This is a genomic window from Citrobacter sp. Cpo061 (genome assembly GCF_030332845.1).
In the GTDB taxonomy this organism is placed as follows: domain Bacteria; phylum Pseudomonadota; class Gammaproteobacteria; order Enterobacterales; family Enterobacteriaceae; genus Citrobacter; species Citrobacter portucalensis.
This window is the reverse complement of record NZ_JAOWHB010000043.1, coordinates 93312-118562: the sequence shown is the minus strand read 5'-3', so window position 1 is coordinate 118562 and position 25251 is coordinate 93312. Positions and strand designations below refer to the sequence as shown.

Genomic DNA, 25251 nt, shown 5'->3' with positions numbered 1-25251 from the left:
TACTTGGAAGGCTCAATTTTTAACGAGCATAATATTTTAAACTAAAAAAGATGCTGTTGCTCTTTGATCAAGTTAAAGCCATTTTGGGCTACTTTGTAGCGTGGTCTTGATTTATCTTCGCCATATACGACATCAACCAATCCGCTATTGACAAGGCTCGTTACGATATTCGCAACATTACCAAATCCAGAAACGCCTCTCGTATAAAGAGCACGATCCAAAGCTATCCAGTTCCAGTCAATATCTTTTTCAGCCATAACTTTCAGTACGTTAAGCTCTGTTTCAGTTATCATAGTTAATCGCATCCGAGTAAGCTTAGCTTCGTGTTTTTTTGCTTTCTTCGTAGTCTTTTAAATATTTCTCCAGCGGCCAGGCAGTGCCTAAATCAAAGATTTCACCACTATCTTTATCGATGATGAATGGAGCGTTTCCTGCCAGACGGGCAACGTTGTCTCCGGTTTCAAGGTATTCCCTAGACTCGAAGCAAAAAAACCAACCTTCTGCAAACCTTCCATGGAGTGTGATAACGACAGGAGCATCCTCATCGTAAAGATATTTATTGGCTTTGTTTATAGCTTCTTCATAAGTGATCACTAGTTTGTCCTCAATAGTTGAAATGATTTGAATTGATTAAGATCAGCGCCATTCCCCGTTTGTCCGTCCAAAAATCTGATTGTATTATTCTGATTTGCAACATTAAAGACATGTCCTGGCTGTCCCGGTCCATACGAACCATAAACAATTCCCCTTGCACCCGAATTAGCATTACTCATTATGTGAATTATTTCATCAACAGATGACATTGGTTTGAATTTTCCACTATAAAACTTTTCTAAGACTGAGAGAGGGACACCTTTTGTTGAGTTGACTGGTAATGCTGATGCTGGATGTCCTGCCAAGGTAGCATCTGTAGCGATCGCGCAGTTAACGCAATTATGGGTATGCCCTGTTTTGGGATATCCGGGATTAACATTTCGGATGGTTCCAGCTGATTTATCGTTAAATTTTCTTGTTACACCCCTGAATCTATTAAAATTTTGAATCTTAGAAGCATTCCTTGAAAAAAGGAGGGATGCAGCAATAATACCTAATCCAATTGTTTTTTCGTTAAGTACCTGCTCGTAGCCTGCAGGAGCATCGCCCCCCAATTTTTCCGCCGTTTCCCTGAAGCCGTCGATATTCCCGTTGTAGATCCCTCCAGCGGCAAGCAGTCTGCCAACCCCTTTGCTGTTTAACGTTTTGAGGCCGTTGTCTGCGGGGGTTTTTGGTCGGGGGATAAACAGGCGGTTGTAGTTTTCGGGCAACGCCAGGTAGCTGAACTCAGTGTTGGCAATAAGATGTTTGCAGAGGATATATTCATAGTTGATGGTTATTGTTTCTGTGTCTAAATTATTCTCGATGAATTGGTGTTGAATGGCTGATAGAAATGCTCCCCGCAGTTGAATATAATAATATTTCTCCCATCTACCGAACCTATTGATGCGGTAGAAATAAAATTCCATATACAACTGCTCGTTGTTGTTAATAGCATTTACAAACAATGGGGTGCTTTTATCTATCAGTTTGCAAAATTGCAGTCCGTGAAAATGTGAACCTCTGCCAGTACTGGTTATACTATTAGAGAGCGAAAAAGTAAAAATTTCGTCTTCGTGCCCTATTTGCCAGCGGTTACCCACGGATGCAATGGTTCCACATCCGTCAGAAATAGCACCCTGCTGCTGCCCTGAAACCATCAGATAGACGATATCACTCATGACATCCTTATCCTTTTATTGCGTGCTGTCATAAAAACGGTAAATTGATTTTTGTTTTTATTACGCTTTCTGATGGCGTTCGTATATAGCAGAAATAAAACGTTTCACTTTAAATGAATTTTCTTGAGGGGAATCTGAATATAAATAGCTAAGGGCGTAATTTTTATTTATTTTATAATGGAGGATTATTGATGGGATTTTTATTGATGTTTATTAATCCATATCAACGGCCTACAGCGTTCTGAACGATGTAGGCCTGACCGGTAGGTTATGGCGCATATCGCTGCAGTGATTCGGACCAGCGGAATATTTGGCTGCTTTTATCCTGTAGGCTAACGCGCTCTAAGTCATAAAATCCGTGCGTCTTTGCCGAGCGCATTTTGAGAATGTACTTACTTTCGCTGATGTCGTGCTGCCTTGTGCCGTCTTTATTCCAGTCTCCAGCAATGTCCGAATAGTAATAAACAAGGTCAGAAAACACGTTGATTATCTTGCTGTCTTTGATGGTGTAGAGTTCCAGCACTTCATAAAATGCGCCGCCGCCGGAATACGCATCAGAGTATCCACCCCGCACCCCGAATGCCAGGGTATCGGGTGCTATCCGATACGGTGCCAGATCCAGCTTTGTATAATAAGCCAGCGGTCTGACGGACTCATCATCGCTCTCTTTTTCAGCGGCTTTATTCCACTCTGAGAGCTGGTTTAACGGTTTTTCCGAGCGTGCAATCGGCGTTAGCTGTGGATTCTGCCAGGAAAAAACGCCGAGATATAATTTATTAGCGCGCCCGTTGCTGTAGTTTTCCGGGCAGGTGTTATCCGCGTATTTTTTTGCTTGCTCGGCGTCAGCCTTATTATCGGCAAAACAAGCAATGCCAATATATTTACCGTCTTTTCCCCAAGATTTAGCACCGGTCAGGATCAGGTTGTCAGGATCTTCATTCGGTGCAACCCAGGCAATCCACTGCTTTTCAGATAAGCCCTGAGGAAGCTCACCAAATCCTTTCGCAGGGGTTGCTCCTGCCATTTGCTCAGCAAAAATCTGTTTACCTTCAGGATGTTGGATGGCACTGGCTACGGAATCGAGATTTTGTACGGTAGTGGCAAAAGCAGGGGAGAGCGAGGCCAGCAAAACCAGGGGAAGAAACTTTTTCACTATTGCGTCCTTTCAATAAGCAGGGCGATAAGGCTCGCCCTTAAATTTATTTCACGCGCGCCATAAAGTAGGCATCAACATACTCACCGTTGCGCAGGCCGTATTTCTTACCGGTGCCTTCGATTTCAAAGCCGTACTTCTTATAGACTGCTACAGCAGGCTCATTATCAACAAATACTGTCAGCTCAATGCGCTCGACGCGCAGCCAGTTGTCGCACATGTCGATCATCGTACGAATCAGCGCGCTGGCAACGCCACGATTGTGCCACCTGCCATCCACGCAGATACCAAAATCGGCCACGTGGCTGCGGCGCGGGCGCTGCGCGACCTCAATACAGAGATGCCCCACGACGATATCGTCAATGCAGGCAACCAGCTGTTTGACACCGGCTTGCTCGGTTAGCCGCGCTTGCCACATTTCGAGAGAAGGATGAGGAACCTGTAGCGTGTTGTGGTACACCTCCGGCTGGGCGTGGATCTGACGAATTGCGTCGTAATCTTTCGGTTCAGCGTGGCGTATCACTATCTCACTCATTCCTTATCTCCTGCAGGGTTAATTGTGCATTTACACTCGCTGAGAAAGAAAAATCCGTCAACTGCATTTTTTTGCAAAAAGAAGTAGACAAGTGCGAATGAGAATGATTATTATTGCTCTGCGTTCAGGGGAACCCCTACGGAGAACCTGAAAGCACGACATTGCTCACATTGCTTCCAGTATTACTTTAGCCAGCTTTTGCTGGCTTTTTTTTTGGCTGGGTTTCGGGCTAGTTTGCTTGCCAGCTTAATCCCGGGCTGTGCTCGCAATCCTCACGTACTCTGTGTACGCTCCGGTTGCTGCGCGCAGGCCGTGAATAATCTGCCTACGCCACTTACGCCCGATCTTTTGGCTGTATAATGCGGTAGGCCGGATAAGGCAACGCCGCATCCGGCACGATGACAGGATGGATTCAGTCTCCAGCCGCTTTGCGCTATGGTGTAGACAATCACCTTCAAAAGGATCGTCTCATGACCTTACACTGCGCATTTATTGGTTTTGGTAAAAGCACCACCCGCTACCATTTGCCGTACGTCCTCAACCGCAAAAATAGCTGGCACGTCGCGCACATTTTCCGCCGCAACGCCAGGCCGGAAGAGCAGGCGCCGCAGTATTCGCATATTCACTTCACCAGCGACCTCGACGAGATCTTAAACGATCCGCAGGTGAAACTGGTGATCGTCTGTACCCATGCTGACAGCCATTTTGAATATGCTAAACGCGCGCTGGAAGCGGGTAAAAATGTGCTGGTTGAGAAACCCTTCACGCCGACGCTTGCGCAAGCAAAAGAGCTGTTCGAACTGGCGCGAAGCAAAGGACTGACCGTTACGCCGTATCAGAATCGCCGTTTTGACTCCTGCTTCCTCACCGCGAAAAAAGCCATTGAGAGCGGCAAGCTCGGCAAGATTGTTGAGGTTGAAAGCCATTTCGATTACTACCGTCCTGAAGCGGAAACCAAGCCGGGACTGCCGCAGGACGGCGCGTTTTATGGTCTGGGCGTACACACCATGGATCAGATTATCTCGCTGTTCGGACGTCCCGATCATGTGGCCTATGACATCCGCAGCCTGCGCAACAAAGCGAACCCGGACGATACCTTTGAAGCGCAGCTGTTTTACGGCGACCTGAAAGCCATTGTTAAAACCAGTCATCTGGTGAAAATCGACTATCCGAAGTTTATCGTCCATGGCACCAAAGGCTCGTTTGTGAAGTACGGCATCGACCAGCAGGAAACCAGCCTGAAGGCTAATATCATGCCGGGTGAGCCAGGTTTCGCTGCTGATGATTCCATTGGGATGCTGGAGTACGTCAACGATGACGGCATCACGGTAAAAGAAGAGGTAAAGCCGGAAGTGGGGGATTACGGTCGCGTGTATGACGCGCTGTACCAGACGCTGACCACCGGTACGCCTAATTACGTCAAGGAATCTGAAGTTCTTACCAACCTGGAGATCCTCGAACGCGCCTTTGAACAGGCAACGCCTGCCACGATAACCCTCGCCAAATAGCCTGCACAGACTCCTCTGGGCTTGTTCATATTTTTTGAACAGAGGAGTCAATTTTCACCCTCTATGATCCCAGGCAGATTGAGTCCACACTTACTCCATCGAAAACATCTGGGGGTGAACACAATGATCTACTTACGCAAAGCTAACGACCGTGGCCACGCTAATCATGGCTGGCTTGATTCCTGGCATACCTTCTCTTTTGCCAACTACTATGACCCGAACTTTATGGGGTTCTCGGCACTGCGCGTGATTAACGATGACGTGATCGATGCAGGTCAGGGATTTGGTACTCATCCCCATAAAGACATGGAAATCCTGACCTACGTGCTGGAAGGCGCGGTAGAGCATCAGGACAGCATGGGCAACAAAGAGCAGGTTCCGGCCGGTGAGTTTCAGATTATGAGCGCCGGGACGGGGATCCGTCACTCGGAGTACAACCCGAGCAATACTGAGAAGCTGCATCTGTATCAGATCTGGATCATGCCGCAGGAGAACGGTATTACTCCGCGCTATGAACAGCGTCGTTTCGATGCCGCTCAGGGTAAACAACTGGTGCTGTCGCCGGATGCCCGTGATGGTTCACTGAAAGTGTACCAGGATATGGAGCTGTACCGTTGGGCGCTGGTCAAAGATGAGCAGTCGGTGCATCAGATTGCCGCGGAACGCCGCGTCTGGATCCAGGTGGTAAAAGGCAACGTGACGATTAACGGCACCAAAGCGACCACCAGCGACGGTCTGGCAATCTGGGATGAACAGGCAATTTCTATTCATGCCGACAGCGACAGTGAAGTGTTACTGTTTGACCTGCCGCCAGTCTAAAAATACACGTCATCCTTCAAGCCGCATCTGTGTTGGCTTTATTACTCGGCCCATCCATAGGCCTCGCCCCTTCGGGGCCGCTGTATGCAGCGTTCAAATCTGCTCCCGGCAGATTTGTCGCTCACCCCGGTCGCGTACTTAATGTACGCTCCCGGGGATTCACTGCGTCGCCGCCTTGATGCAACTCGAATGATTTTGTGTATTTATCACAATAAAAACTCCTTTTTTTCTCTGCAAAGGTTCACGCACGTCCGTGGTAAACTGGGAGAATCTATCCCTTTTTAACGCTTCAGGACGATGAAAAAGAAAAGACCCGTACTTCAGGATGTAGCCGACCGCGTGGGCGTGACCAAAATGACGGTCAGTCGCTTTTTGCGTAACCCGGAGCAGGTCTCCGTGGCGCTGCGGGGCAAAATTGCCGCTGCACTTGATGAGCTGGGTTATATTCCCAATCGCGCTCCTGATATCCTTTCTAACGCTACCAGCCGCGCTATCGGCGTGCTGTTACCGTCTCTCACTAACCAGGTTTTTGCTGAAGTGCTACGCGGCATTGAGGCTGTCACCGACGCCCATGGTTATCAAACGATGCTCGCGCACTACGGCTATAAGCCTGAGATGGAACAAGAGCGCCTGGAATCGATGCTGTCGTGGAATATCGATGGCCTGATCCTCACCGAACGTAGCCACACGCCCCGTACGCTGAAAATGATTGAAGTTGCCGGTATCCCGGTGGTTGAGCTGATGGATAGCCAGTCTCCGTGTCTGGATATCGCCGTCGGTTTCGACAACTTCGAAGCCGCGCGTCAGATGACTGCCGCTATTATCGCCCGCGGGCACCGTCATGTAGCCTATCTTGGCGCTCGTCTTGATGAACGTACTATCATCAAACAGAGAGGCTACGAGCAGGCAATGCGCGATGCCAACCTGGTGCCGTACAGCGTGATGGTGGAACAGTCTTCTTCCTACTCCTCCGGTATTGAACTCATCCGTCAGGCGCGGCGTGAATACCCGCAGCTCGACGGCGTTTTCTGTACCAACGATGACCTGGCGGTAGGGGCGGCCTTCGAATGCCAGCGTTTAGGGCTGAAAATCCCGGATGACATGGCGATTGCCGGATTCCACGGTCACGACATCGGGCAGGTGATGGAGCCGCGTCTGGCGAGTGTGCTCACGCCACGTGAACGGATGGGCAGCATTGGCGCAGAACGCCTGCTGGCGCGCATTCGTGGTGAAGCAGTCACGCCTAAAATGTTAGATTTAGGTTTCACCTTGTCACCGGGCGGATCTATTTAAGCCAACAAGTTTGAAGTAGCTCACACTTATACACTTCGAGCACGAATGGATATTGCTTCTCTATTTATCCGGCTGGACAATGTTACCGATAACAGTTACCCGTAACAATTTCCTGATTCTTGTACCAGTGGGGGCAACGCTTTGAGCACGACTAATCATGATCACCACGTTTACGTTCTGATGGGCGTATCGGGCAGCGGTAAATCTGCTGTCGCCAGCGAAGTGGCGCATCAACTGCAGGCCGCGTTTCTTGATGGCGATTTTCTCCATCCGCGCAGCAACATCATGAAAATGGCTTCCGGTGAGCCACTCAACGATGACGACCGTAAACCGTGGCTACAGGCGCTGAATGACGCCGCTTTTGCGATGCAGCGTACCAACAAGGTTTCGCTGATCGTCTGTTCTGCCTTGAAAAAAGTCTACCGCGACCAGTTGCGCGACGGTAACCCGAACCTCTCTTTCATTTATCTGAAAGGGGATTTTGACGTTATCGAAAGCCGTCTGAAGGCGCGTAAAGGCCACTTCTTCAAAACGCAGATGCTGGTTACCCAGTTTGAAGCGCTGGAAGAACCGGGTGCGAATGAAAACGATGTACTGGTGGTCGATATCGATCAACCACTGGACGGTGTGGTCGCCAGCACCATTGAGGTTATTAACCAAGGCAGTAAGTAGTGAGCACATTAACGCTTGTTTTAACAGCAGTAGGGTCCGTTTTATTACTGCTGTTTTTAGTGATGAAGGCGCGTATGCACGCCTTCGTTGCTTTGATGGTGGTATCCATTGGTGCAGGTCTCTTTTCCGGTATGCCGCTCGATAAAATCGCGGCGACCATGGAAAAAGGGATGGGAGGCACGCTCGGTTTCCTGGCGATTGTGGTGGCGCTGGGGGCGATGTTCGGCAAGATTTTGCATGAGACCGGCGCGGTCGATCAGATTGCCGTCAAAATGCTGAAATCCTTCGGTCATAGCCGCGCACATTACGCGATTGGCCTGGCCGGTCTGATTTGCGCGCTGCCGCTGTTCTTTGAGGTGGCGATTGTGCTGCTGATTAGCGTAGCGTTCTCAATGGCGCGCCATACCGGTACTAACCTGGTTAAGTTGGTCATTCCGCTGTTTGCGGGCGTGGCGGCTGCCGCAGCGTTCCTGCTGCCGGGGCCTGCGCCGATGCTGCTGGCCTCTCAGATGCACGCCGACTTTGGCTGGATGATCCTGATTGGCCTGTGCGCCGCGATCCCGGGCATGATTATCGCCGGGCCGCTGTGGGGTAACTTCATCAGCCGTTACGTTGAGCTGCACGTACCGGAAGACATTACCGAGCCGCATCTGGGCGAAGGCAAAATGCCCTCCTTTGGCTTCAGCTTATCGCTGATCCTGCTGCCGCTGGTGCTGGTTGGTCTGAAAACCATCGCCGCACGCTTTGTTCCGGTCGGTTCTTCAACCTACGAATGGTTCGAGTTTATCGGTCATCCGTTTACCGCGATTCTGGTTGCCTGTCTGGTGGCGATTTACGGTCTGGCGGTGCGCCAGGGCATGCCAAAAGACCGCGTGATGGAAATCTGCGGCCATGCACTGCAGCCAGCGGGGATTATTCTGCTGGTGATTGGTGCTGGCGGCGTGTTCAAACAGGTACTGGTAGATTCCGGCGTTGGTCCTGCACTGGGCGAAGCGTTAACCGGTATGGGCTTGCCGATCGCTATCACCTGCTTCGTGCTGGCGGCGGCGGTGCGTATCATTCAGGGGTCCGCGACAGTGGCCTGCTTAACGGCGGTCGGTCTGGTGATGCCGGTGATTGAGCAACTGAACTACTCCGGTGCCCAGATGGCGGCGCTGTCTATCTGTATCGCGGGCGGCTCTATCGTGGTCAGCCACGTTAACGACGCTGGTTTTTGGTTGTTCGGTAAATTTACCGGCGCGACTGAAGCGCAAACGCTGAAGACCTGGACGATGATGGAAACCATCCTCGGTACGGTCGGCGCGATTGTCGGTATGATTGCTTTTCAGCTGTTGAGCTGATGGCATTGCCCGGTGGCGCTAGCGCTTACCGGGCCTGGAAACGAGCACATATCGACACCGTAGGCCGGGTAAGGCGAAGCCGCCACCCGGCTTTTTTACAGCACCATCACCCCATCCTCGGTTTTCAACCATCGCGGCGCTTTTAGCGTATCGGCGAAATAATCCACCAAATCCTGCAGCAAATCACCCGCCACCCGCTCCATATCATCAGAAAGCGTTTTGCTCATCAGCAAATGCGTTAAAAGCTGGCAGTAACGCCCCATCTGATCTGGTTCGGGTTCAAAGAGGGGAGAGCGGGTCGGTAAGGTTTCTACCGTCAGGCTGGCCTGCAGATGCTGCGGTACAGGTTCCGTTAAGGTTGGTTGCAGTAGTGCCAGACAGGCCGACAGGCGCGCACAAATCGCCAGTTTTTCAACAGGGTCATGACATTCAACAAGCCCTTCGACAAAACGCTCACAGTTATCCGCCAGTTCGGTGAAGTCCGTGGCATGGCTAAAGGGAAGGGTAAATAAAGAGTATGAAAAGAGAGGGGTAGTAGCCATAGGGCAGCCTCCAATGAGTGAAATTTACCGCCACCGAAGGGACCAACCTTTGGGTGGCGGGCTGAACGGAGTTGGTCCTACCGGCCTCATTGGATACCGGTGCGTCTTGTGACGCCACCGTCCAGCCCACCATTGAGGTGTAGCTGGTCGCACGACAAAAGTGAATTTAATCGCGAATGAGGTAATCAGGGGACCAATCCTGGCACCTGATTTTGCAGGTGCAGCGAGAAGATAATGCTAATCTGCGATGCTGACAAGAGGGTATTCCGGAAGGCGCTTCGCAGAAATGAAAATACGTTTTCTCAGCGGTTTAAAAGCATAAGGAATACCTGGTATTACAGTGCAATGCCGTTCAGTTAAGCATGTAGGGTGAACATGTGATTATTGCTCAGGGTTCCGTTCACCTCAGTGGTGTCATTTCTCTGAAGCGCTGATGCCCGTGAACGTGCAAGGGAGGCTCACCGCCGCCTCCCTTGCAACCCAGGCTCCCGGCGGGAAAATCGTCGCTGCGCGAGTTATTCGTCTTATTCCGTCTGCCTGTCGGGCCGGGGCCGAGCCTGCATCCATGCAGGCCGTCCCCTCTGCCCGCATCCCTGCGGGCAGACCCGGTCAGCCGTCAACACCTCATCGATTTTCAGCCGGACCAGGGTGTCGCTTCAGCGCTCTGGCTTTCAGCTATATCCGTTTTGCTGTTCACAGGTATTCAAGTAAAAGCTCAGGTGGTCAGGTGGTCAGGTGTGGGCTGGTCCGGCTGAAAATTGCCGACGCCTTTCCGTAAGGCCGGGAGAACCCGCAGGGATGCGGGTTCAGGGCGCGTTTTGCATGGACGCTGCCTCGCGCCCGGCCCGGAAGCCTGGAGGAATAAGTGGAGGGAACCACGAAGTGGCAATTTTCCTGCCGGGAGCCGGGATTGTTAAGGGGGCTGCGTAGCCCCCTTAACACGTTCACTGGTGACGAGATCTCAGAGAAGCAATGAACATAACGTGAACGGAATCGTTCTCTGAAATGCCATGCTCTCCAGCTTCAAAACGGTTACCCCTTCATCCACATCCGCACGCCGTCGAGGAACATCTGGGTTGCCATCATCACCAGAATCAGCCCCATCAGGCGCTCCAGCGCGTTAACCCCTTTCTCTCCCAGCAGACGTAAAAACAGCGAAGACTGCAGCAAAATCACGAATGTACCGCCCCAGGCGATCAGCAGCGCAATCACCAGATGCCCCATCTGGTTTGGATACTGATGCGACAACAGCATTAATGAGGCCAGGATTGTCGGACCGGCGACCAGCGGAATCGCCAGCGGTACGATAAATGGCTCTTCACCAGCCGGAAGCCCGGTGCTATTCCCGGTGGCGCTGGGGAAAATCATCTTAATGGCGATCAGGAACAGAATGATGCCCCCGGAGATCGATACGGTTTCTGCACGCAGGTTAAGAAATGCCAGAATTTTCTCGCCCGCAAACAGGAATATCAGCATCACCAACAGCGCAATAAACAGCTCGCGAATCATAATCGCGCGGCGACGTTTTGGTTCGGTATGTTTCAATACGGACATGAAAATGGGCAGGTTTCCGAGTGGATCCATAATCAGGATCAATAAAACTGCCGCTGAAATGATTTCATTCATAACTCAAATTCCCTGATAATTACCGCGGACTTTCTGCTTGCTTGCGCAGCGGGATAAGTCGCATTACTGATGGCTTCGCTATCATTGATTAATTTCACTTGCGACTTTGGCTGCTTTTTGTATGGTGAAGGATAGGCCAGTAGGATACTGGTTAGCATACACAGCACACATCTCTGCAGGAAAAAACGCTATGAAAAATGTTGGTTTTATCGGCTGGCGCGGTATGGTCGGCTCTGTTCTCATGCAACGCATGGTTGAGGAGCGTGACTTCGACGCCATTCGCCCTGTTTTCTTTTCTACTTCCCAGCTTGGGCAGGCGGCACCGACGTTCGGTGGCACCGCGACCGGCACACTTCAGGACGCTTTTGATCTGGATGCGCTGAAGGCGCTCGATATCATCGTGACCTGTCAGGGCGGCGATTATACCAACGAAATCTATCCAAAGCTTCGTGAAAGCGGTTGGCAGGGTTACTGGATTGACGCAGCCTCTTCGCTGCGTATGAAAGACGATGCCATCATTATTCTCGATCCGGTTAACCAGGATGTCATCACCGACGGCCTGAACAAAGGCATTAAGACCTTTGTCGGCGGCAACTGTACCGTTAGCCTGATGCTGATGTCCCTCGGTGGCCTGTTTGCCAATGACCTGATTGACTGGGTTTCCGTAGCGACCTATCAGGCGGCTTCCGGCGGCGGCGCGCGCCATATGCGTGAACTGCTGTCTCAGATGGGTCATCTGTATGGCCATGTGGCCGAGGAACTGGCGACCCCTTCCTCTGCTATTCTCGACATCGAACGTAAAGTAACGACCCTGTCCCGCAGCGGCGAACTGCCGGTTGATAACTTTGGCGTACCGCTGGCCGGTAGCCTGATTCCGTGGATCGACAAACAGCTCGATAACGGTCAGAGCCGCGAAGAGTGGAAGGGACAGGCGGAAACCAACAAAATTCTCAACACGTCTTCCGTGATCCCGGTTGATGGTCTGTGCGTGCGCGTCGGCGCGCTGCGCTGCCACAGCCAGGCGTTCACCATTAAACTGAAAAAAGATGTGTCTATTCCGACCGTGGAAGAACTGCTGGCGGCGCACAATCCGTGGGCCAAAGTTGTACCAAACGATCGGGATATCACCATGCGTGAGTTAACCCCGGCGGCCGTTACCGGCACGCTGACCACGCCAGTAGGCCGTCTGCGTAAGCTGAACATGGGACCGGAGTTCCTGTCAGCCTTTACTGTGGGCGACCAGTTGCTGTGGGGGGCTGCGGAGCCATTGCGCCGTATGCTGCGCCAATTGGCGTAATAGTTTGTTAACGATCAAGGGGTGAGGAATCACCCCTTTTTTTGCGTAATACAGGAGTAAGCGCAGATGTTTCATTTTTTACCAGGAGTAAGATAAAGCATTGGCTATTCTTTAAGGGTGACTTAGTACCGGAGGTATTAAGTTGTTGCCTGAAGGTGGGACGACGCAGAGAGGATGCACAATTGTGCTGCGCCGTTCAGGTCAAAAAAAGTGTCACTACCTGATGTCGAAAATCAGTTGGAAGGGGTGACGCCATAAAACAGGATGACAACCATGTCCGTTCGTATCGATAGAGACGTGATTAATGCGCTAATTGCAGGCCATTTTGCGGATCCTTTTTCCGTACTCGGTATGCACCAAACTGATGCTGGACTTGAAGTCCGCGCCCTATTACCTGACGCCACCGAAGTGTGGGTAATCGAACCCAAAACCGGACGCAAAGTCGGCAAGCTGGATTGCCTCGACTCTCGCGGTTTTTTCTGTGCAGTACTTCCCCGCCGTAAAAATTTCTTTCGCTATCAGTTGGCCGTTGTCTGGCATGGACAGCAGAATCTGATTGATGACCCTTATCGTTTTGGCCCGCTGATCCAGGATATGGATGCCTGGCTGTTATCTGAAGGTACGCATCTGCGACCTTACGAAACGCTGGGTGCGCATGCGGATACCATGGATGGCGTAACCGGTACGCGCTTCTCAGTCTGGGCGCCTAACGCTCAACGCGTGTCAGTGGTTGGGCAGTTCAACTACTGGGATGGTCGTCGCCACCCAATGCGCCTGCGCAAAGAAAGCGGTATCTGGGAGCTGTTTATCCCCGGCGCGCAGCATGGTCAGCTGTATAAATACGAGATGATCGATGCCAACGGTAAGCTGCGAATCAAAGCGGACCCTTACGCCTTCGAAGCGCAAATGCGTCCGGAAACCGCGTCGCTTATCTGTGGTCTGCCGGAAAAAGTAGTGCAAAGCGAGGCGCGCAAAAAAGCCAACCAGTTTGATGCACCGATCTCTATCTATGAAGTGCACCTGGGCTCATGGCGTCGTCATACCGATAACAACTTCTGGCTGAGCTACCGCGAACTGGCGGATCAGTTAGTGCCGTACGCTAAGTGGATGGGCTTTACTCATCTCGAACTGTTGCCGATTAACGAGCATCCGTTCGACGGTAGCTGGGGCTACCAGCCTACCGGTATGTATGCGCCGACCCGTCGCTTCGGGACGCGCGATGATTTCCGCTATTTCGTGAATGCCGCGCATCAGGCGGGGCTGAACGTCATTCTCGACTGGGTGCCGGGTCATTTCCCGTCGGACGACTTTGGTTTGGCAGAGTTTGATGGCACCAACCTGTATGAGCACAGCGACCCGCGCGAAGGGTATCACCAGGACTGGAACACGCTGATCTACAACTATGGTCGCCGTGAAGTCAGCAACTACCTGGTGGGCAACGCCCTGTACTGGATTGAACGCTTTGGTATTGACGCGTTGCGCGTGGATGCCGTGGCGTCGATGATTTATCGCGACTACAGCCGCAAAGAAGGGGAATGGATCCCAAACGAATTTGGTGGTCGTGAAAACCTCGAAGCCATTGAATTTTTGCGCAATACCAACCGCATTCTTGGCGAGCAGGTGCCTGGTGCGGTGAGTATGGCGGAAGAGTCCACCGACTTTGCCGGCGTTTCAAGACCACAGGATATGGGCGGTTTAGGGTTCTGGTATAAGTGGAACCTCGGCTGGATGCACGACACGCTGGACTACATGAAGCTGGACCCGATTCATCGTCAGTACCATCACGACAAGCTGACCTTCGGCATGCTGTACAACTACACCGAAAACTTTGTCCTGCCGCTGTCGCATGATGAAGTGGTACACGGTAAAAAATCCATTCTCGACCGCATGCCGGGAGACACATGGCAGAAGTTTGCCAACCTGCGCGCCTATTACGGCTGGATGTGGGCCTTCCCGGGCAAAAAGCTGCTGTTTATGGGCAACGAGTTTGCGCAGGGACGTGAATGGAACCATGACGCCAGCCTCGACTGGCACCTGCTGGAAGGTGGCGATAACTGGCACCACGGCGTACAGCGTCTGGTGCGCGATCTGAACCACACCTACCGTCATCACAAAGCGCTGCACGAGCTCGACTTTGACGCCTATGGCTTTGAGTGGCTGGTGGTAGATGACAACGAACGTTCGGTGCTGGCTTTCGTGCGTCGTGACAAGGTCGGCAATGAAATCATCGTGGTCAGTAACTTTACGCCTGTGCCCCGCCACGGCTATCGCTTCGGTATCAATCAGCCAGGCAAATGGCGTGAGATCCTCAATACCGACTCGATGCATTACCACGGTAGCAATACCGGCAACGGCGGTGCGGTGCACAGCGATGAAATCGCCAGCCATGGTCGTCAGCACTCACTGAGCCTCACGTTACCGCCGTTGGCAACGATTTGGCTGGTCCGGGAGGGGTAATGACGCAACTGGCAACCGGCAACGCCACCCCCCATGGTGCAACGTATGACGGCCATGGTGTCAATTTCACACTCTTCTCTGCCCACGCTGAACGCGTTGAATTATGCGTATTCGATGAGCAAGGGTGCGAACTTCGCTATGACCTGCCGGGGCGTAGCGGTGATGTCTGGCACGGCTATCTGGCCAACGCCCGGCCCGGTCTGCGCTATGGCTATCGTGTTCATGGCCCATGGCAACCGCAGCAGGGCCACCGGTTTAATGCGGCCAAGCTGCTGCTTGACCCTTGCGCCCGTCGGGTGGATGGCGAGTTAAAAGATAACCCGCTGCTGCACGGTGGGCTAAATGAACCGGATCATCATGATAATGCCACCATCGCGCTGAAGGGCGTGGTGGTGTCCGATCAATATGACTGGGAGGATGATACCCCGCCGCGCACGCCGTGGGGCAATACCGTGATTTACGAAGCGCATGTCAAAGGGTTGACGTTTTTGCATCCAGACCTGCCGGAAGAGATTCGCGGAACCTACAAAGCGCTGGGCCATCCGGTGATGATCGATTACTTCAAGCGCCTCGGCATTACCGCGCTGGAGCTGCTGCCGGTGGCGCATTTTGCCAGCGAACCACGGCTTCAGCGGCTGGGGCTGTCGAACTATTGGGGCTACAACCCGGTAGCGATGTTTGCACTGCATTCGGCTTACGCCTGCTCGCCGGAGAGCGCGTTGGATGAGTTTCGCGACGCGGTAAAAACGCTGCACAAAGCGGGGATTGAGGTCATTCTCGATATCGTTTTGAACCACAGCGCCGAGCTGGATCTCGAAGGCCCCGTCTTCTCGCTGCGCGGAATTGATAACCGTAGCTATTATTGGATCAGGGACGATGGTGATTACTACAACTGGACCGGTTGTGGGAACACCCTCAATCTGAGCCATCCGGGCGTTGTGGAATACGCATGTGAATGCCTGCGCTACTGGGTTGAAACCTGCCATGTGGATGGTTTTCGTTTTGATTTGGCTTCCGTCATGGGGCGTACACCTGCGTTTCGTCAGGATGCGCCACTGTTTACCGCGATCCAAAACTGTCCGCTGCTCTCACGCGTTAAGCTGATTGCGGAACCGTGGGATATTGGTGAAGGCGGGTATCAGGTGGGGAATTTCCCCCCGCCGTTTGCCGAGTGGAATGACCATTTCCGCGATGCGACCCGACGCTTCTGGCTCAAGCGTAATCTCTCGTTGGGTGAGTTTGCCGGGCGTTTTGCCGCATCAAGCGACGTGTTTAAACGCGATGGTCGCAAACCCAGCGCGACGGTCAATCTGGTGACTGCGCACGACGGTTTTACGCTACGCGACTGTGTGTGCTTCACAAATAAGCACAATGAAGCGAATGGTGAGGAAAATCGCGACGGCACTAGCAATAACTACAGCGACAATCATGGTAAAGAAGGATTAGGCGGCACGCTGGACCTGATTGAGCGGCGGCGCGACAGCATTCATGCGCTGTTATCCACGCTGTTGCTCTCCCAGGGGACGCCGATGTTGCTGGCGGGCGATGAGCATGGTCATAGCCAGCACGGCAACAATAACGCTTACTGCCAGGATAACGCCCTGACCTGGCTGGACTGGCAGCAGGCAAACAGCGGACTAACCACATTTACCGCTGCCCTGATCCATCTTCGCCAGCAAATTCCTGCACTAACGGGTGATCGCTGGTGGGAAGAGGGCGATGGCAATGTTCGTTGGCTGAATAAGTACGCACAACCCTTAAGTGCGGATGAGTGGCAAAACGGCCCGAGGCAGATGCAAATCCTGCTTTCAGACCGTTTTTTGATTGCAATAAATGCCACGCTTGAGGTGACAGATATCGTTTTACCTGAAGGGGAATGGTGCGCCGTTCCCCCATTTGCCGGAGAGGATAATCCGGTGCTTACGGCTGTCTGGCAGGGACCTGCGCACGGACTGTGTGTGTTCCAGAGAAGATAAAAAAGGAGTTAGTCATGGTGAGTTTAGAGAAGAACGATCGTGTAATGTTGGCGCGCCAGCTGCCATTAAAATCTGTTGCCCTGATCCTGGCCGGTGGCCGCGGTACCCGCTTAAAAGATTTAACCAACAAACGTGCCAAACCTGCTGTGCACTTTGGCGGTAAGTTCCGCATTATCGATTTTGCCTTATCCAACTGTATTAACTCCGGGATCCGCCGTATTGGCGTGATCACCCAGTACCAGTCCCACACGCTGGTGCAGCATATTCAGCGCGGCTGGTCGTTCTTTAGCGAAGAGATGAACGAGTTTGTCGATCTGCTGCCTGCCCAGCAGAGAATGCAGGGTGAAAACTGGTATCGCGGTACGGCGGATGCGGTGACCCAAAACCTGGACATCATTCGACGCTATAAAGCGGAATATGTGGTGATCCTCGCGGGCGATCATATCTACAAGCAGGACTACTCACGCATGCTGATCGACCACGTCGAGAAAGGCGCGCGTTGCACCGTGGCCTGTATGCCAGTGCCTATTGAAGAGGCCAGCGCGTTTGGCGTAATGGACGTGGACGACACCGATAAAATTATCGAGTTCGTTGAAAAACCCGCCAACCCGCCAGCCATGCCAGGTGACCCGACCAAATCTCTTGCCAGTATGGGGATCTACGTTTTCAACGCCGATTACCTGTATGAATTGCTGGCGGAAGATGACCTCGATGAAAACTCCAGTCACGATTTCGGTAAAGACATTATCCCGAAAATCACCGAAGCTGGCATGGCGTATGCACACCCATTCCCGTTGTCCTGCGTGCAGTCTGACCCGGAATCCGAGCCGTACTGGCGTGACGTGGGTACGCTGGAAGCCTACTGGAAGGCGAACCTCGATCTGGCTTCGGTGACGCCTGAACTGGACATGTACGACCAGGATTGGCCAATCCGTACGCACATGGAATCGCTGCCACCGGCGAAATTTGTTCAGGACCGTTCCGGCAGCCACGGAATGACGCTGAACTCGCTGGTTTCTGGCGGATGCATAATTTCAGGTTCGGTGGTGGTGCAGTCCGTTCTGTTCCCGCGAGTGCGGGTGAATTCATTCTGTAACATTGATTCGGCAGTGTTGTTACCTGAAGTGTGGGTGGGACGTTCGTGCCGCTTACGTCGTTGCATTATCGACCGCGCCTGCGTTATTCCCGAAGGCATGGTGATTGGTGAAAACGCGGAAGAAGATGCGCGTCGTTTCTACCGTTCAGAGGAAGGTATTGTGCTGGTCACGCGTGAAATGCTACGCAAACTGCAGATCAAACAGGAGCGATAATGCAGGTTTTACACGTTTGTTCAGAGATGTTCCCCCTGTTAAAAACCGGGGGACTGGCGGATGTTATTGGGGCGTTACCCGCAGCGCAAATAGCGGACGGCGTGGATGCCCGCGTGCTGCTCCCGGCGTTTCCTGATATTCGTCGCGGCATTCCCGATGCGCAGGTTGTAACGCGTCGGGATACCTTCGCCGGACGTATCACGCTGCTGTTCGGGCATTTCAACGGCGTGGGTATTTACCTGATTGACGCGCCGCATCTCTATGACCGCCCCGGTAGCCCGTATCACGACACTAACCTGTTTGCGTATACCGATAACGTGCAGCGTTTTGCATTGCTGGGCTGGGTTGGCTGTGAAATGGCCTGTGGCCTTGACCCATTCTGGCGCCCGGATGTGGTGCATGCGCACGACTGGCATGCGGGTCTGGCCCCGGCGTATCTGGCGGCGCGCGGCCATCCGGCGAAATCGGTGTTCACCGTCCACAACCTGGCGTATCAAGGCATGTTTTATGCAAAGCATATGGATGACATCCAATTGCCATGGTCGTTCTTTAATGTGCACGGACTGGAGTTTAACGGGCAGATTTCGTTTTTGAAGGCAGGATTGTACTACGCCGACCACATTACGGCGGTCAGTCCGACCTACGCGCGGGAAATTACCGAGCCGCAGTTTGCCTACGGCATGGAAGGTCTGTTGCAGCAGCGTCATCGTGAAGGCCGTCTTTCCGGCGTGCTGAACGGCGTTGATGAAAAAATCTGGAGCCCGGAAACCGATCTCCTGCTGGCATCGCGATATACGCGCGACACGCTGGAGGAGAAGGCAGAAAACAAACGTCAGCTTCAGATAGCGATGGGACTTAAGGTCAACGATAAAGTACCGTTGTTTGCCGTGGTGAGCCGTCTGACCAGTCAAAAAGGGCTGGATCTGGTGCTGGAAGCGCTGCCGGGGTTGTTAGAGCAGGGTGGACAGCTGGCATTGCTAGGCGCGGGCGATCCGGTATTACAGGAAGGATTCCTCGCCGCAGCGGCGGAACATCCAGGGCAGGTGGGTGTGCAGATCGGCTATCACGAAGCCTTCTCGCACCGCATCATGGGTGGGGCCGATGTGATATTGGTCCCCAGCCGTTTTGAGCCGTGTGGCTTAACGCAGTTGTATGGACTGAAGTACGGCACGCTGCCGCTGGTGCGGCGCACCGGTGGGCTGGCTGATACAGTCTCTGACAGTTCGCTGGAAAACCTGGCGGACGGTATCGCCAGTGGGTTTGTATTTGAAGATAGTAATGCCTGGTCGCTGTTACGCGCGATCCGGCGTGCTTTCGTATTGTGGTCCCGGCCTTCGCTTTGGCGGTTTGTACAACGTCAGGCCATGACCATGGATTTTAGCTGGCAAGTCGCGGCGAAGTCATACCGTGAGCTTTACTATCGCTTGAAATAGATATCCAGGAATCACCTATATGAATGCTCCATTTACTTATGCATCGCCCACACTCAGCGTAGAGGCACTTAAGCATTCTATTGCCTATAAGCTGATGTTCACGATTGGTAAGGACCCGGTCATTGCCAATAAACATGAGTGGCTGAACGCCACGTTGTTCGCGGTGCGCGACCGTCTCGTGGAGCGCTGGCTGCGTTCTAACCGTGCGCAATTATCTCAGGAAACTCGTCAGGTCTATTACTTGTCTATGGAGTTTCTGATTGGCCGCACGCTTTCCAATGCACTGTTATCGCTGGGCATTTATGACGATGTCAAAAATGCGCTGGAAGGTATGGGGTTGGATCTTGAAGATCTGATCGACGAAGAAAACGACCCGGGTCTTGGCAATGGCGGTCTCGGGCGTCTGGCGGCCTGCTTCCTGGACTCTCTGGCAACGCTGGGATTGCCGGGACGCGGTTACGGTATTCGTTATGACTACGGCATGTTCAAGCAGAACATTGTTGATGGCCGCCAGAAAGAGTCGCCTGACTACTGGCTGGAATACGGTAACCCGTGGGAATTCAAACGCCACAACACGCGCTACAAAGTGCGTTTTGGCGGGCGCATTCAGCAGGAAGGTAAGAAAACGCGCTGGATAGAAACCGAAGAGATCCTCGCAGTCGCCTACGACCAGATTATCCCCGGCTACGACACCGACGCCACCAACACGCTGCGCCTGTGGAATGCCCAGGCCAGTAGCGAGATTAATCTCGGTAAATTTAACCAGGGCGACTACTTTGCGGCGGTGGAAGATAAAAACCACTCCGAGAACGTCTCCCGCGTACTGTACCCGGACGACTCCACCTATTCAGGACGCGAACTGCGGTTGCGCCAGGAGTATTTCCTGGTCTCCTCCACGGTGCAGGACATTCTGAGTCGTCATTACCAGCTGCACAAAACCTACGACAACCTGGCGGATAAAATCGCCATTCACCTCAACGACACCCATCCGGTGCTGTCGATCCCTGAGCTGATGCGACTGCTGATCGATGAGCATAAGTTCAGCTGGGATGATGCGTTTGAGGTCTGCTGTCAGGTCTTCTCGTATACCAACCACACTTTGATGAGCGAAGCGCTGGAGACTTGGCCCGTCGATATGCTGGGCAAAATTTTGCCGCGCCATCTGCAAATCATCTTTGAGATCAACGACTACTTCCTGAAGACGTTGCAGGAACAGTATCCGAACGATACCGCTCTGCTGGGGCGGACGTCGATTATCGATGAGTCTAACGGCCGTCGCGTGCGTATGGCATGGCTGGCGGTGGTGGTGAGCCACAAGGTAAACGGCGTTTCTGAATTGCACTCCAACCTGATGGTGCAGTCGCTGTTTGCTGATTTTGCGAAGATTTTCCCGACTCGCTTCTGCAACGTCACCAACGGCGTGACGCCGCGTCGCTGGCTGGCGCTGGCCAACCCGTCGCTCTCTGAAGTGCTGGATGAGAACATTGGCCGCACCTGGCGAACCGATCTCAGCCAGCTCAGTGAGCTTGAACAGCACTGCGATTACCCACTGGTAAATCAGGCGGTGCGCCGCGCGAAGCTGGAGAACAAAAAGCGTCTGGCCACGCTCATTGCCCAGCAGCTGAACGTGGTGGTGAACCCGAAATCGCTGTTTGATGTGCAGATCAAGCGTATTCACGAATACAAACGCCAGTTGATGAACGTGCTGCATGTGATCACCCGCTACAATCGCATTAAGGCCGATCCTGATGCTGAGTGGGTACCGCGTGTGAATATCTTCGCCGGTAAAGCGGCTTCGGCTTATTACATGGCGAAACACATCATTCACCTGATCAACGACGTCGCCAAAGTGATCAACAACGATCCGCAAATTGGCGACAAGCTGAAAGTGGTGTTTATCCCCAACTACAGCGTCAGCCTGGCGCAGGTGATTATTCCTGCCGCCGACCTTTCTGAACAGATTTCTCTGGCCGGGACCGAAGCCTCCGGTACCAGTAATATGAAATTTGCTCTTAACGGTGCGCTGACCATCGGGACGCTGGACGGTGCCAACGTTGAGATGCTGGAGCATGTGGGCGCAGAAAATATCTTTATCTTTGGTAATACGGCGGAAGAGGTCGAGGCTTTACGCAGCCAGGGCTACAAGCCGCGTGAGTATTACGAGAAAGACGAAGAGCTGCACCAGGTGCTGACGCAGATCGGCAGCGGCGTATTCAGCCCTGAGGAGCCGGGACGCTATCGCGACCTGGTGGATTCGCTGATTAACTTTGGCGACCACTATCAGGTTCTGGCGGATTATCGCAGCTACGTTGATTGCCAGGATAAGGTTGATGAACTGTATCGTCACCCGGAAGAGTGGACCACCAAGTCGATGATTAATATCGCCAACATGGGGTACTTCTCGTCGGACAGGACGATCAAAGAGTACGCCGAAAACATCTGGCATATCGATTCGGTGCGGTTGTAACACACGATGCCGGGGGCGCTTCGCTTGCCCGGCCTACGTTTATGCACTCTTGTAGGCCGGATAAGGCGCTAGCCGCATCCGGCATTTTTATCAGGACGCCAGCGACAGCTGGTGTTTTTCAATGTACTCCGCCAGCCACTGGGTCATACGCGACTGCTGCTCAGCATTCAGCCACATACCTTCTTTCGTGCGACGCCACAACGCATCTTCCGCACGACGAACCCATTCATGATCGACCAGATATTTCAGCTCGGCCTCATAAAACTCATGGCCAAAGTCTTCACCTAACTCGGCAAGCGAGGTGGCTTCGCCGATAACCCATTCGGTGTTGCTGCCGTATGTGCGAGAATAATGGCGTGCCAGCGACTCGGTCAGAAACGGGTAGCGACGGCGCAGTTTGGCCGCGTAATCTTCGCGATCGCCGCCAATGTCACCGCCTGGCAGAATGCACTCTTTCGTCCATGCCGGACCAATTCCCTGGTAGTACGATGCCAGTTTTTCCATCGCGTGCTCAGCCAGCTTACGATAGGTGGTCAGCTTACCGCCAAAGACCGACAGCAACGGCGCTTTGCCGTTTTCGTCGTGGATATCCAGCGTGTAATCACGGGTGATCGCCTGCGGTGAGTCAGACTCGTCATCGCACAGCGGACGCACGCCTGAGTAAGTCCAGACGATATCATCACGGCCCAGCGGCTTCTTAAAGTGCGCGTTGTAGACCTTCAGCAGATAATTGATCTCGCTTTCATCAATTTTCACTGCTTTCGGATCGCCTTTGTATTCAACGTCTGTCGTCCCGATGATCGAGAATTCGTCCATCCATGGGATAACAAACACAATACGCTTATCTTCGTTTTGCAGAATATAAGCTTGCTTCTGGGTATGTACGCGCGGCACTACGATGTGGCTGCCTTTAATCAGGCGAATGCCGTACGGTGATGGCAGGTGCATACCGTCGTCGAAGAACTCTTTTACCCACGGACCGGTGGCGTTGACCAGGCCACGCGCCTGCCAGGTGTATTTTTTGCCGGTATCGATATCTTCAGCTTCAACAATCCACAAACCGTTTTCACGGCGAGCAGAAGTGGCGCGAGTGCGGGTTAATACTTCTCCGCCTTTACGTACAACCATTTGGGCGTTTGCCAAAACCAGTCGCGCATCGTCTACCCAGCAGTCAGAATATTCGAAACCGCGCACAATCTCAGGTTTCATTACGGAATCCGCGCCAAAACGCAAACCGGTAGAGCTTGGCAAACTGGTGCGTTTGCCCAGATGATCGTACATAAACAAACCAATGCGGATCATCCACGCCGGACGCAGGTGCGGGCGATGGGGCAGGCGAAAGCGCATCGGGAAGGCGATATGCGGTGCCATTTTCAACAGCACTTCACGTTCGGCCAGCGCTTCGCTTACCAGACGAAATTCGTAGTGTTCCAGGTAGCGCAGGCCACCGTGGATGAGTTTGGAGCTAGCGGAAGAGGTGGCGCAGGCTAAATCCTGCGCTTCCAGCATCAGCACGGATAAACCGCGTCCAGCGGCATCTGCCGCGATACCGGCACCGTTGATGCCTCCACCTATCACAATCAGATCTTTGGTTTCCATGCTGGCCTCTCGCACTTTCGTTATAGCTCATTAATGTTCGTTATCGAGCATAATAGCAAAGAATCGCGCCATTGGTAACATCGGATAAACAATTTACAGTGATACATATAACATTATGGCGTTTAACTGCCGTCGGGACGTACACTAAGCAGTAACATGTCTGAAAAGCGTCACCTGCCATATAAAGAAGAGAGAGCAATGGATCAGTTTGAATGTATTAATGTCGAAGAAGCGCATCAGAAGCTGCATCAGGGGAGCGCGGTGTTAGTGGATATCCGTGATCCGCAAAGCTATGCCATGGGTCATGCCCCGCAGGCGTTTCATCTGACGAACGACACGCTGGGGTCATTTATGCGCGAGCATGATTTCGACACCGCCGTGTTGGTGATGTGTTATCACGGCAACAGCAGTAAAGGTGCGGCGCAATATCTTCTTCAGCAGGGTTATGACGCGGTTTACAGCGTTGACGGCGGCTTCGACGCCTGGCATCGACATTTTCCGGCAGAAGTGGCATACGGTTCGTAAGCTAACAAAGATGCAGCCTGAAACGGGTAGGATATATATACTGTCCTCTTTTGTGTGGATGAAGCGACAGCAACCATGTTGATGATTACCTCTTTTGCTAACCCCCGCGTGGCGCAGGCATTTGTTGATTATATGGCGACACAGGGCGTTATCCTGACGATTCAACAACATCAGCAAACGGATGTCTGGCTGGCGGATGAGTCCCAGGCCGAGCGCGTGCATGCTGAACTGGCGAGATTTCTGGAGAATCCGGGCGATCCGCGCTACCTCGCGGCAAGCTGGCAGTCGGGTCAGACCGACAGCGGTCTGCACTACCAGCGTTATCCGTTCCTGGCCACATTGCGCGAACGCGCAGGCCCGGTAACCTGGTTGGTGATGGCCGCGTGTGTGCTGGTGTTTATCGCGATGAACGTGCTGGGCGACCAGGCGGTGATGCTCTGGCTGGCATGGCCGTTTGACCCTTCGCTGAAATTTGAATTCTGGCGTTATTTCACCCACGCTTTTATGCACTTCTCGCTGATGCATATTCTGTTCAACCTGTTGTGGTGGTGGTATCTCGGCGGTGCGGTTGAAAAGCGTCTGGGCAGTGGAAAACTGATTGTTATTACCGTGATCAGCGCCCTGTTGAGCGGCTATGTTCAGCAGAAATTTAGCGGCCCGTGGTTTGGTGGACTGTCTGGCGTGGTATATGCGCTGATGGGCTACGTGTGGTTGCGTGGCGAGCGCGATCCGCAAAGCGGTATTTTCCTGCAGCGTGGTTTGATTATCTTTGCTTTGATCTGGATTGTTGCCGGCTGGTTTGATCTATTCGGCATGTCGATGGCGAATGGTGCTCATATCGCCGGATTGGCCGTGGGTCTGGCAATGGCGTTTGCCGATACGATGAATGTGCGGAAACGAACTTTGTAGGCCGGATAAGCGTTAGCGCATCCGGCAAAATTTCAG

At 52.9% G+C, this 25251-nt stretch carries 21 protein-coding genes and 1 pseudogene; 13 read left to right on the top strand and 9 right to left on the bottom strand.

Going from position 1 to position 25251, the window contains the following annotated elements:
- Positions 1-41: 41 nt before the first annotated feature.
- The 5 genes from OGX97_RS13200 to yhhY all read right to left on the bottom strand — a co-directional run bounded on the left by OGX97_RS13200 (position 42) and on the right by yhhY (position 3442).
- The gene (locus OGX97_RS13200; protein WP_234691894.1) at positions 42-293 is read right to left on the bottom strand and encodes a MarR family transcriptional regulator; all 252 of its coding nucleotides are present in this window, start codon (positions 291-293) and stop codon (positions 42-44) included.
- A gap of 22 nt (positions 294-315) precedes the next feature.
- The gene (locus OGX97_RS13195) at positions 316-594 is read right to left on the bottom strand and encodes a YrhB domain-containing protein (protein WP_057067167.1); all 279 of its coding nucleotides are present in this window, start codon (positions 592-594) and stop codon (positions 316-318) included.
- Positions 594-1754 carry a type VI secretion system tube protein TssD gene (tssD, locus tag OGX97_RS13190; protein ID WP_235126310.1) on the bottom strand — a complete coding sequence of 387 codons (1161 nt, stop codon included), beginning with the start codon at positions 1752-1754 and terminating at the stop codon, positions 594-596. The genes OGX97_RS13195 and tssD overlap by 1 nt, the downstream gene beginning before the upstream one ends.
- Positions 1755-2022: 268 nt before the next feature.
- Positions 2023-2907 carry a hypothetical protein gene (locus OGX97_RS13185; protein WP_048236954.1) on the bottom strand — a complete coding sequence of 295 codons (885 nt, stop codon included), beginning with the start codon at positions 2905-2907 and terminating at the stop codon, positions 2023-2025.
- Between the two features lie 46 nt (positions 2908-2953).
- Positions 2954-3442, bottom strand: coding sequence for an N-acetyltransferase (gene yhhY / locus OGX97_RS13180; protein WP_008786353.1), 489 nt, complete (start codon positions 3440-3442; stop codon positions 2954-2956).
- 470 nt (positions 3443-3912) lie between these two features.
- Here yhhY and OGX97_RS13175 point away from each other — a divergent pair, with 470 nt between their 5' ends.
- The 5 genes from OGX97_RS13175 (at position 3913) to gntU (ending at position 9074) form a co-directional block, all read left to right on the top strand.
- Complete coding sequence (locus OGX97_RS13175) at positions 3913-4950, top strand: oxidoreductase (protein WP_071446689.1); 1038 nt, start codon at positions 3913-3915, stop codon at positions 4948-4950.
- A 123-nt stretch (positions 4951-5073) separates the two neighbouring features.
- Entirely contained in the window at positions 5074-5769 is a 696-nt protein-coding gene (yhhW, locus tag OGX97_RS13170) for a quercetin 2,3-dioxygenase (protein ID WP_003023472.1), read from the top strand.
- 297 nt (positions 5770-6066) lie between these two features.
- Positions 6067-7062, top strand: coding sequence for a gluconate operon transcriptional repressor GntR (gene gntR, locus OGX97_RS13165; RefSeq protein ID WP_008786351.1), 996 nt, complete (start codon positions 6067-6069; stop codon positions 7060-7062).
- Positions 7063-7203: 141 nt separating this feature from the next.
- Positions 7204-7734 (top strand): gluconokinase, encoded by a 531-nt coding sequence (gene gntK, locus OGX97_RS13160; RefSeq protein ID WP_003023475.1) that lies wholly within the window; start codon positions 7204-7206, stop codon positions 7732-7734.
- Positions 7734-9074 (top strand): gluconate transporter, encoded by a 1341-nt coding sequence (gene gntU / locus OGX97_RS13155; RefSeq protein ID WP_003827609.1) that lies wholly within the window; start codon positions 7734-7736, stop codon positions 9072-9074. Before gntK ends, gntU begins: the two co-directional genes overlap by 1 nt.
- Here gntU and OGX97_RS13150 read toward each other — a convergent pair.
- The 3 genes and pseudogenes from OGX97_RS13150 to yhgN form a co-directional block, all read right to left on the bottom strand.
- Positions 8997-9176 (bottom strand): annotated as a pseudogene (locus OGX97_RS13150) (MarC family protein); the annotation flags it as partial. The gene gntU and the pseudogene OGX97_RS13150 sit on opposite strands and share 78 nt — an antisense overlap.
- On the bottom strand, positions 9170-9616 hold the full coding sequence (locus OGX97_RS13145) for a hypothetical protein (protein ID WP_111464609.1): 447 nt from the start codon (positions 9614-9616) through the stop codon (positions 9170-9172). The pseudogene OGX97_RS13150 and the gene OGX97_RS13145, both read right to left, overlap by 7 nt.
- Before the next feature lie 1032 nt (positions 9617-10648).
- The gene (yhgN, locus tag OGX97_RS13140) at positions 10649-11242 is read right to left on the bottom strand and encodes an NAAT family transporter YhgN (RefSeq protein WP_003023480.1); all 594 of its coding nucleotides are present in this window, start codon (positions 11240-11242) and stop codon (positions 10649-10651) included.
- A 190-nt stretch (positions 11243-11432) separates the two neighbouring features.
- Here yhgN and asd point away from each other — a divergent pair, with 190 nt between their 5' ends.
- From asd to glgP, 6 genes are all read left to right on the top strand, one after another.
- The gene (gene asd, locus OGX97_RS13135; RefSeq protein WP_279850871.1) at positions 11433-12539 is read left to right on the top strand and encodes an aspartate-semialdehyde dehydrogenase; all 1107 of its coding nucleotides are present in this window, start codon (positions 11433-11435) and stop codon (positions 12537-12539) included.
- Positions 12540-12812: 273 nt separating this feature from the next.
- Complete coding sequence (gene glgB, locus OGX97_RS13130) at positions 12813-14996, top strand: 1,4-alpha-glucan branching enzyme (RefSeq protein WP_279850872.1); 2184 nt, start codon at positions 12813-12815, stop codon at positions 14994-14996.
- Positions 14996-16972 (top strand): glycogen debranching protein GlgX, encoded by a 1977-nt coding sequence (gene glgX / locus OGX97_RS13125; RefSeq protein WP_279850873.1) that lies wholly within the window; start codon positions 14996-14998, stop codon positions 16970-16972. Before glgB ends, glgX begins: the two co-directional genes overlap by 1 nt.
- Positions 16973-16986: 14 nt before the next feature.
- Positions 16987-18282 carry a glucose-1-phosphate adenylyltransferase gene (glgC, locus tag OGX97_RS13120; RefSeq protein WP_003827621.1) on the top strand — a complete coding sequence of 432 codons (1296 nt, stop codon included), beginning with the start codon at positions 16987-16989 and terminating at the stop codon, positions 18280-18282.
- Positions 18282-19715 (top strand): glycogen synthase GlgA, encoded by a 1434-nt coding sequence (gene glgA / locus OGX97_RS13115; RefSeq protein WP_003827622.1) that lies wholly within the window; start codon positions 18282-18284, stop codon positions 19713-19715. Before glgC ends, glgA begins: the two co-directional genes overlap by 1 nt.
- A gap of 19 nt (positions 19716-19734) precedes the next feature.
- Positions 19735-22182, top strand: a complete 2448-nt coding sequence (glgP, locus tag OGX97_RS13110; RefSeq protein ID WP_003827624.1) for a glycogen phosphorylase — start codon at positions 19735-19737, stop codon at positions 22180-22182.
- A gap of 90 nt (positions 22183-22272) precedes the next feature.
- Here the strand turns inward: glgP and glpD are convergent, their stop codons facing one another.
- Positions 22273-23781, bottom strand: a complete 1509-nt coding sequence (gene glpD / locus OGX97_RS13105) for a glycerol-3-phosphate dehydrogenase (protein ID WP_235126323.1) — start codon at positions 23779-23781, stop codon at positions 22273-22275.
- 198 nt (positions 23782-23979) lie between these two features.
- On the opposite strand from glpD, the gene glpE reads away from it, so the two are divergent.
- Together glpE and glpG are read left to right on the top strand one after the other, a co-directional pair.
- A complete protein-coding gene (gene glpE, locus OGX97_RS13100; protein ID WP_003827629.1) occupies positions 23980-24306 on the top strand; it encodes a thiosulfate sulfurtransferase GlpE in 327 nt (108 codons plus the stop codon).
- Between the two features lie 75 nt (positions 24307-24381).
- On the top strand, positions 24382-25215 hold the full coding sequence (glpG, locus tag OGX97_RS13095) for a rhomboid family intramembrane serine protease GlpG (RefSeq protein WP_032945236.1): 834 nt from the start codon (positions 24382-24384) through the stop codon (positions 25213-25215).
- Positions 25216-25251 lie beyond the last annotated feature (36 nt).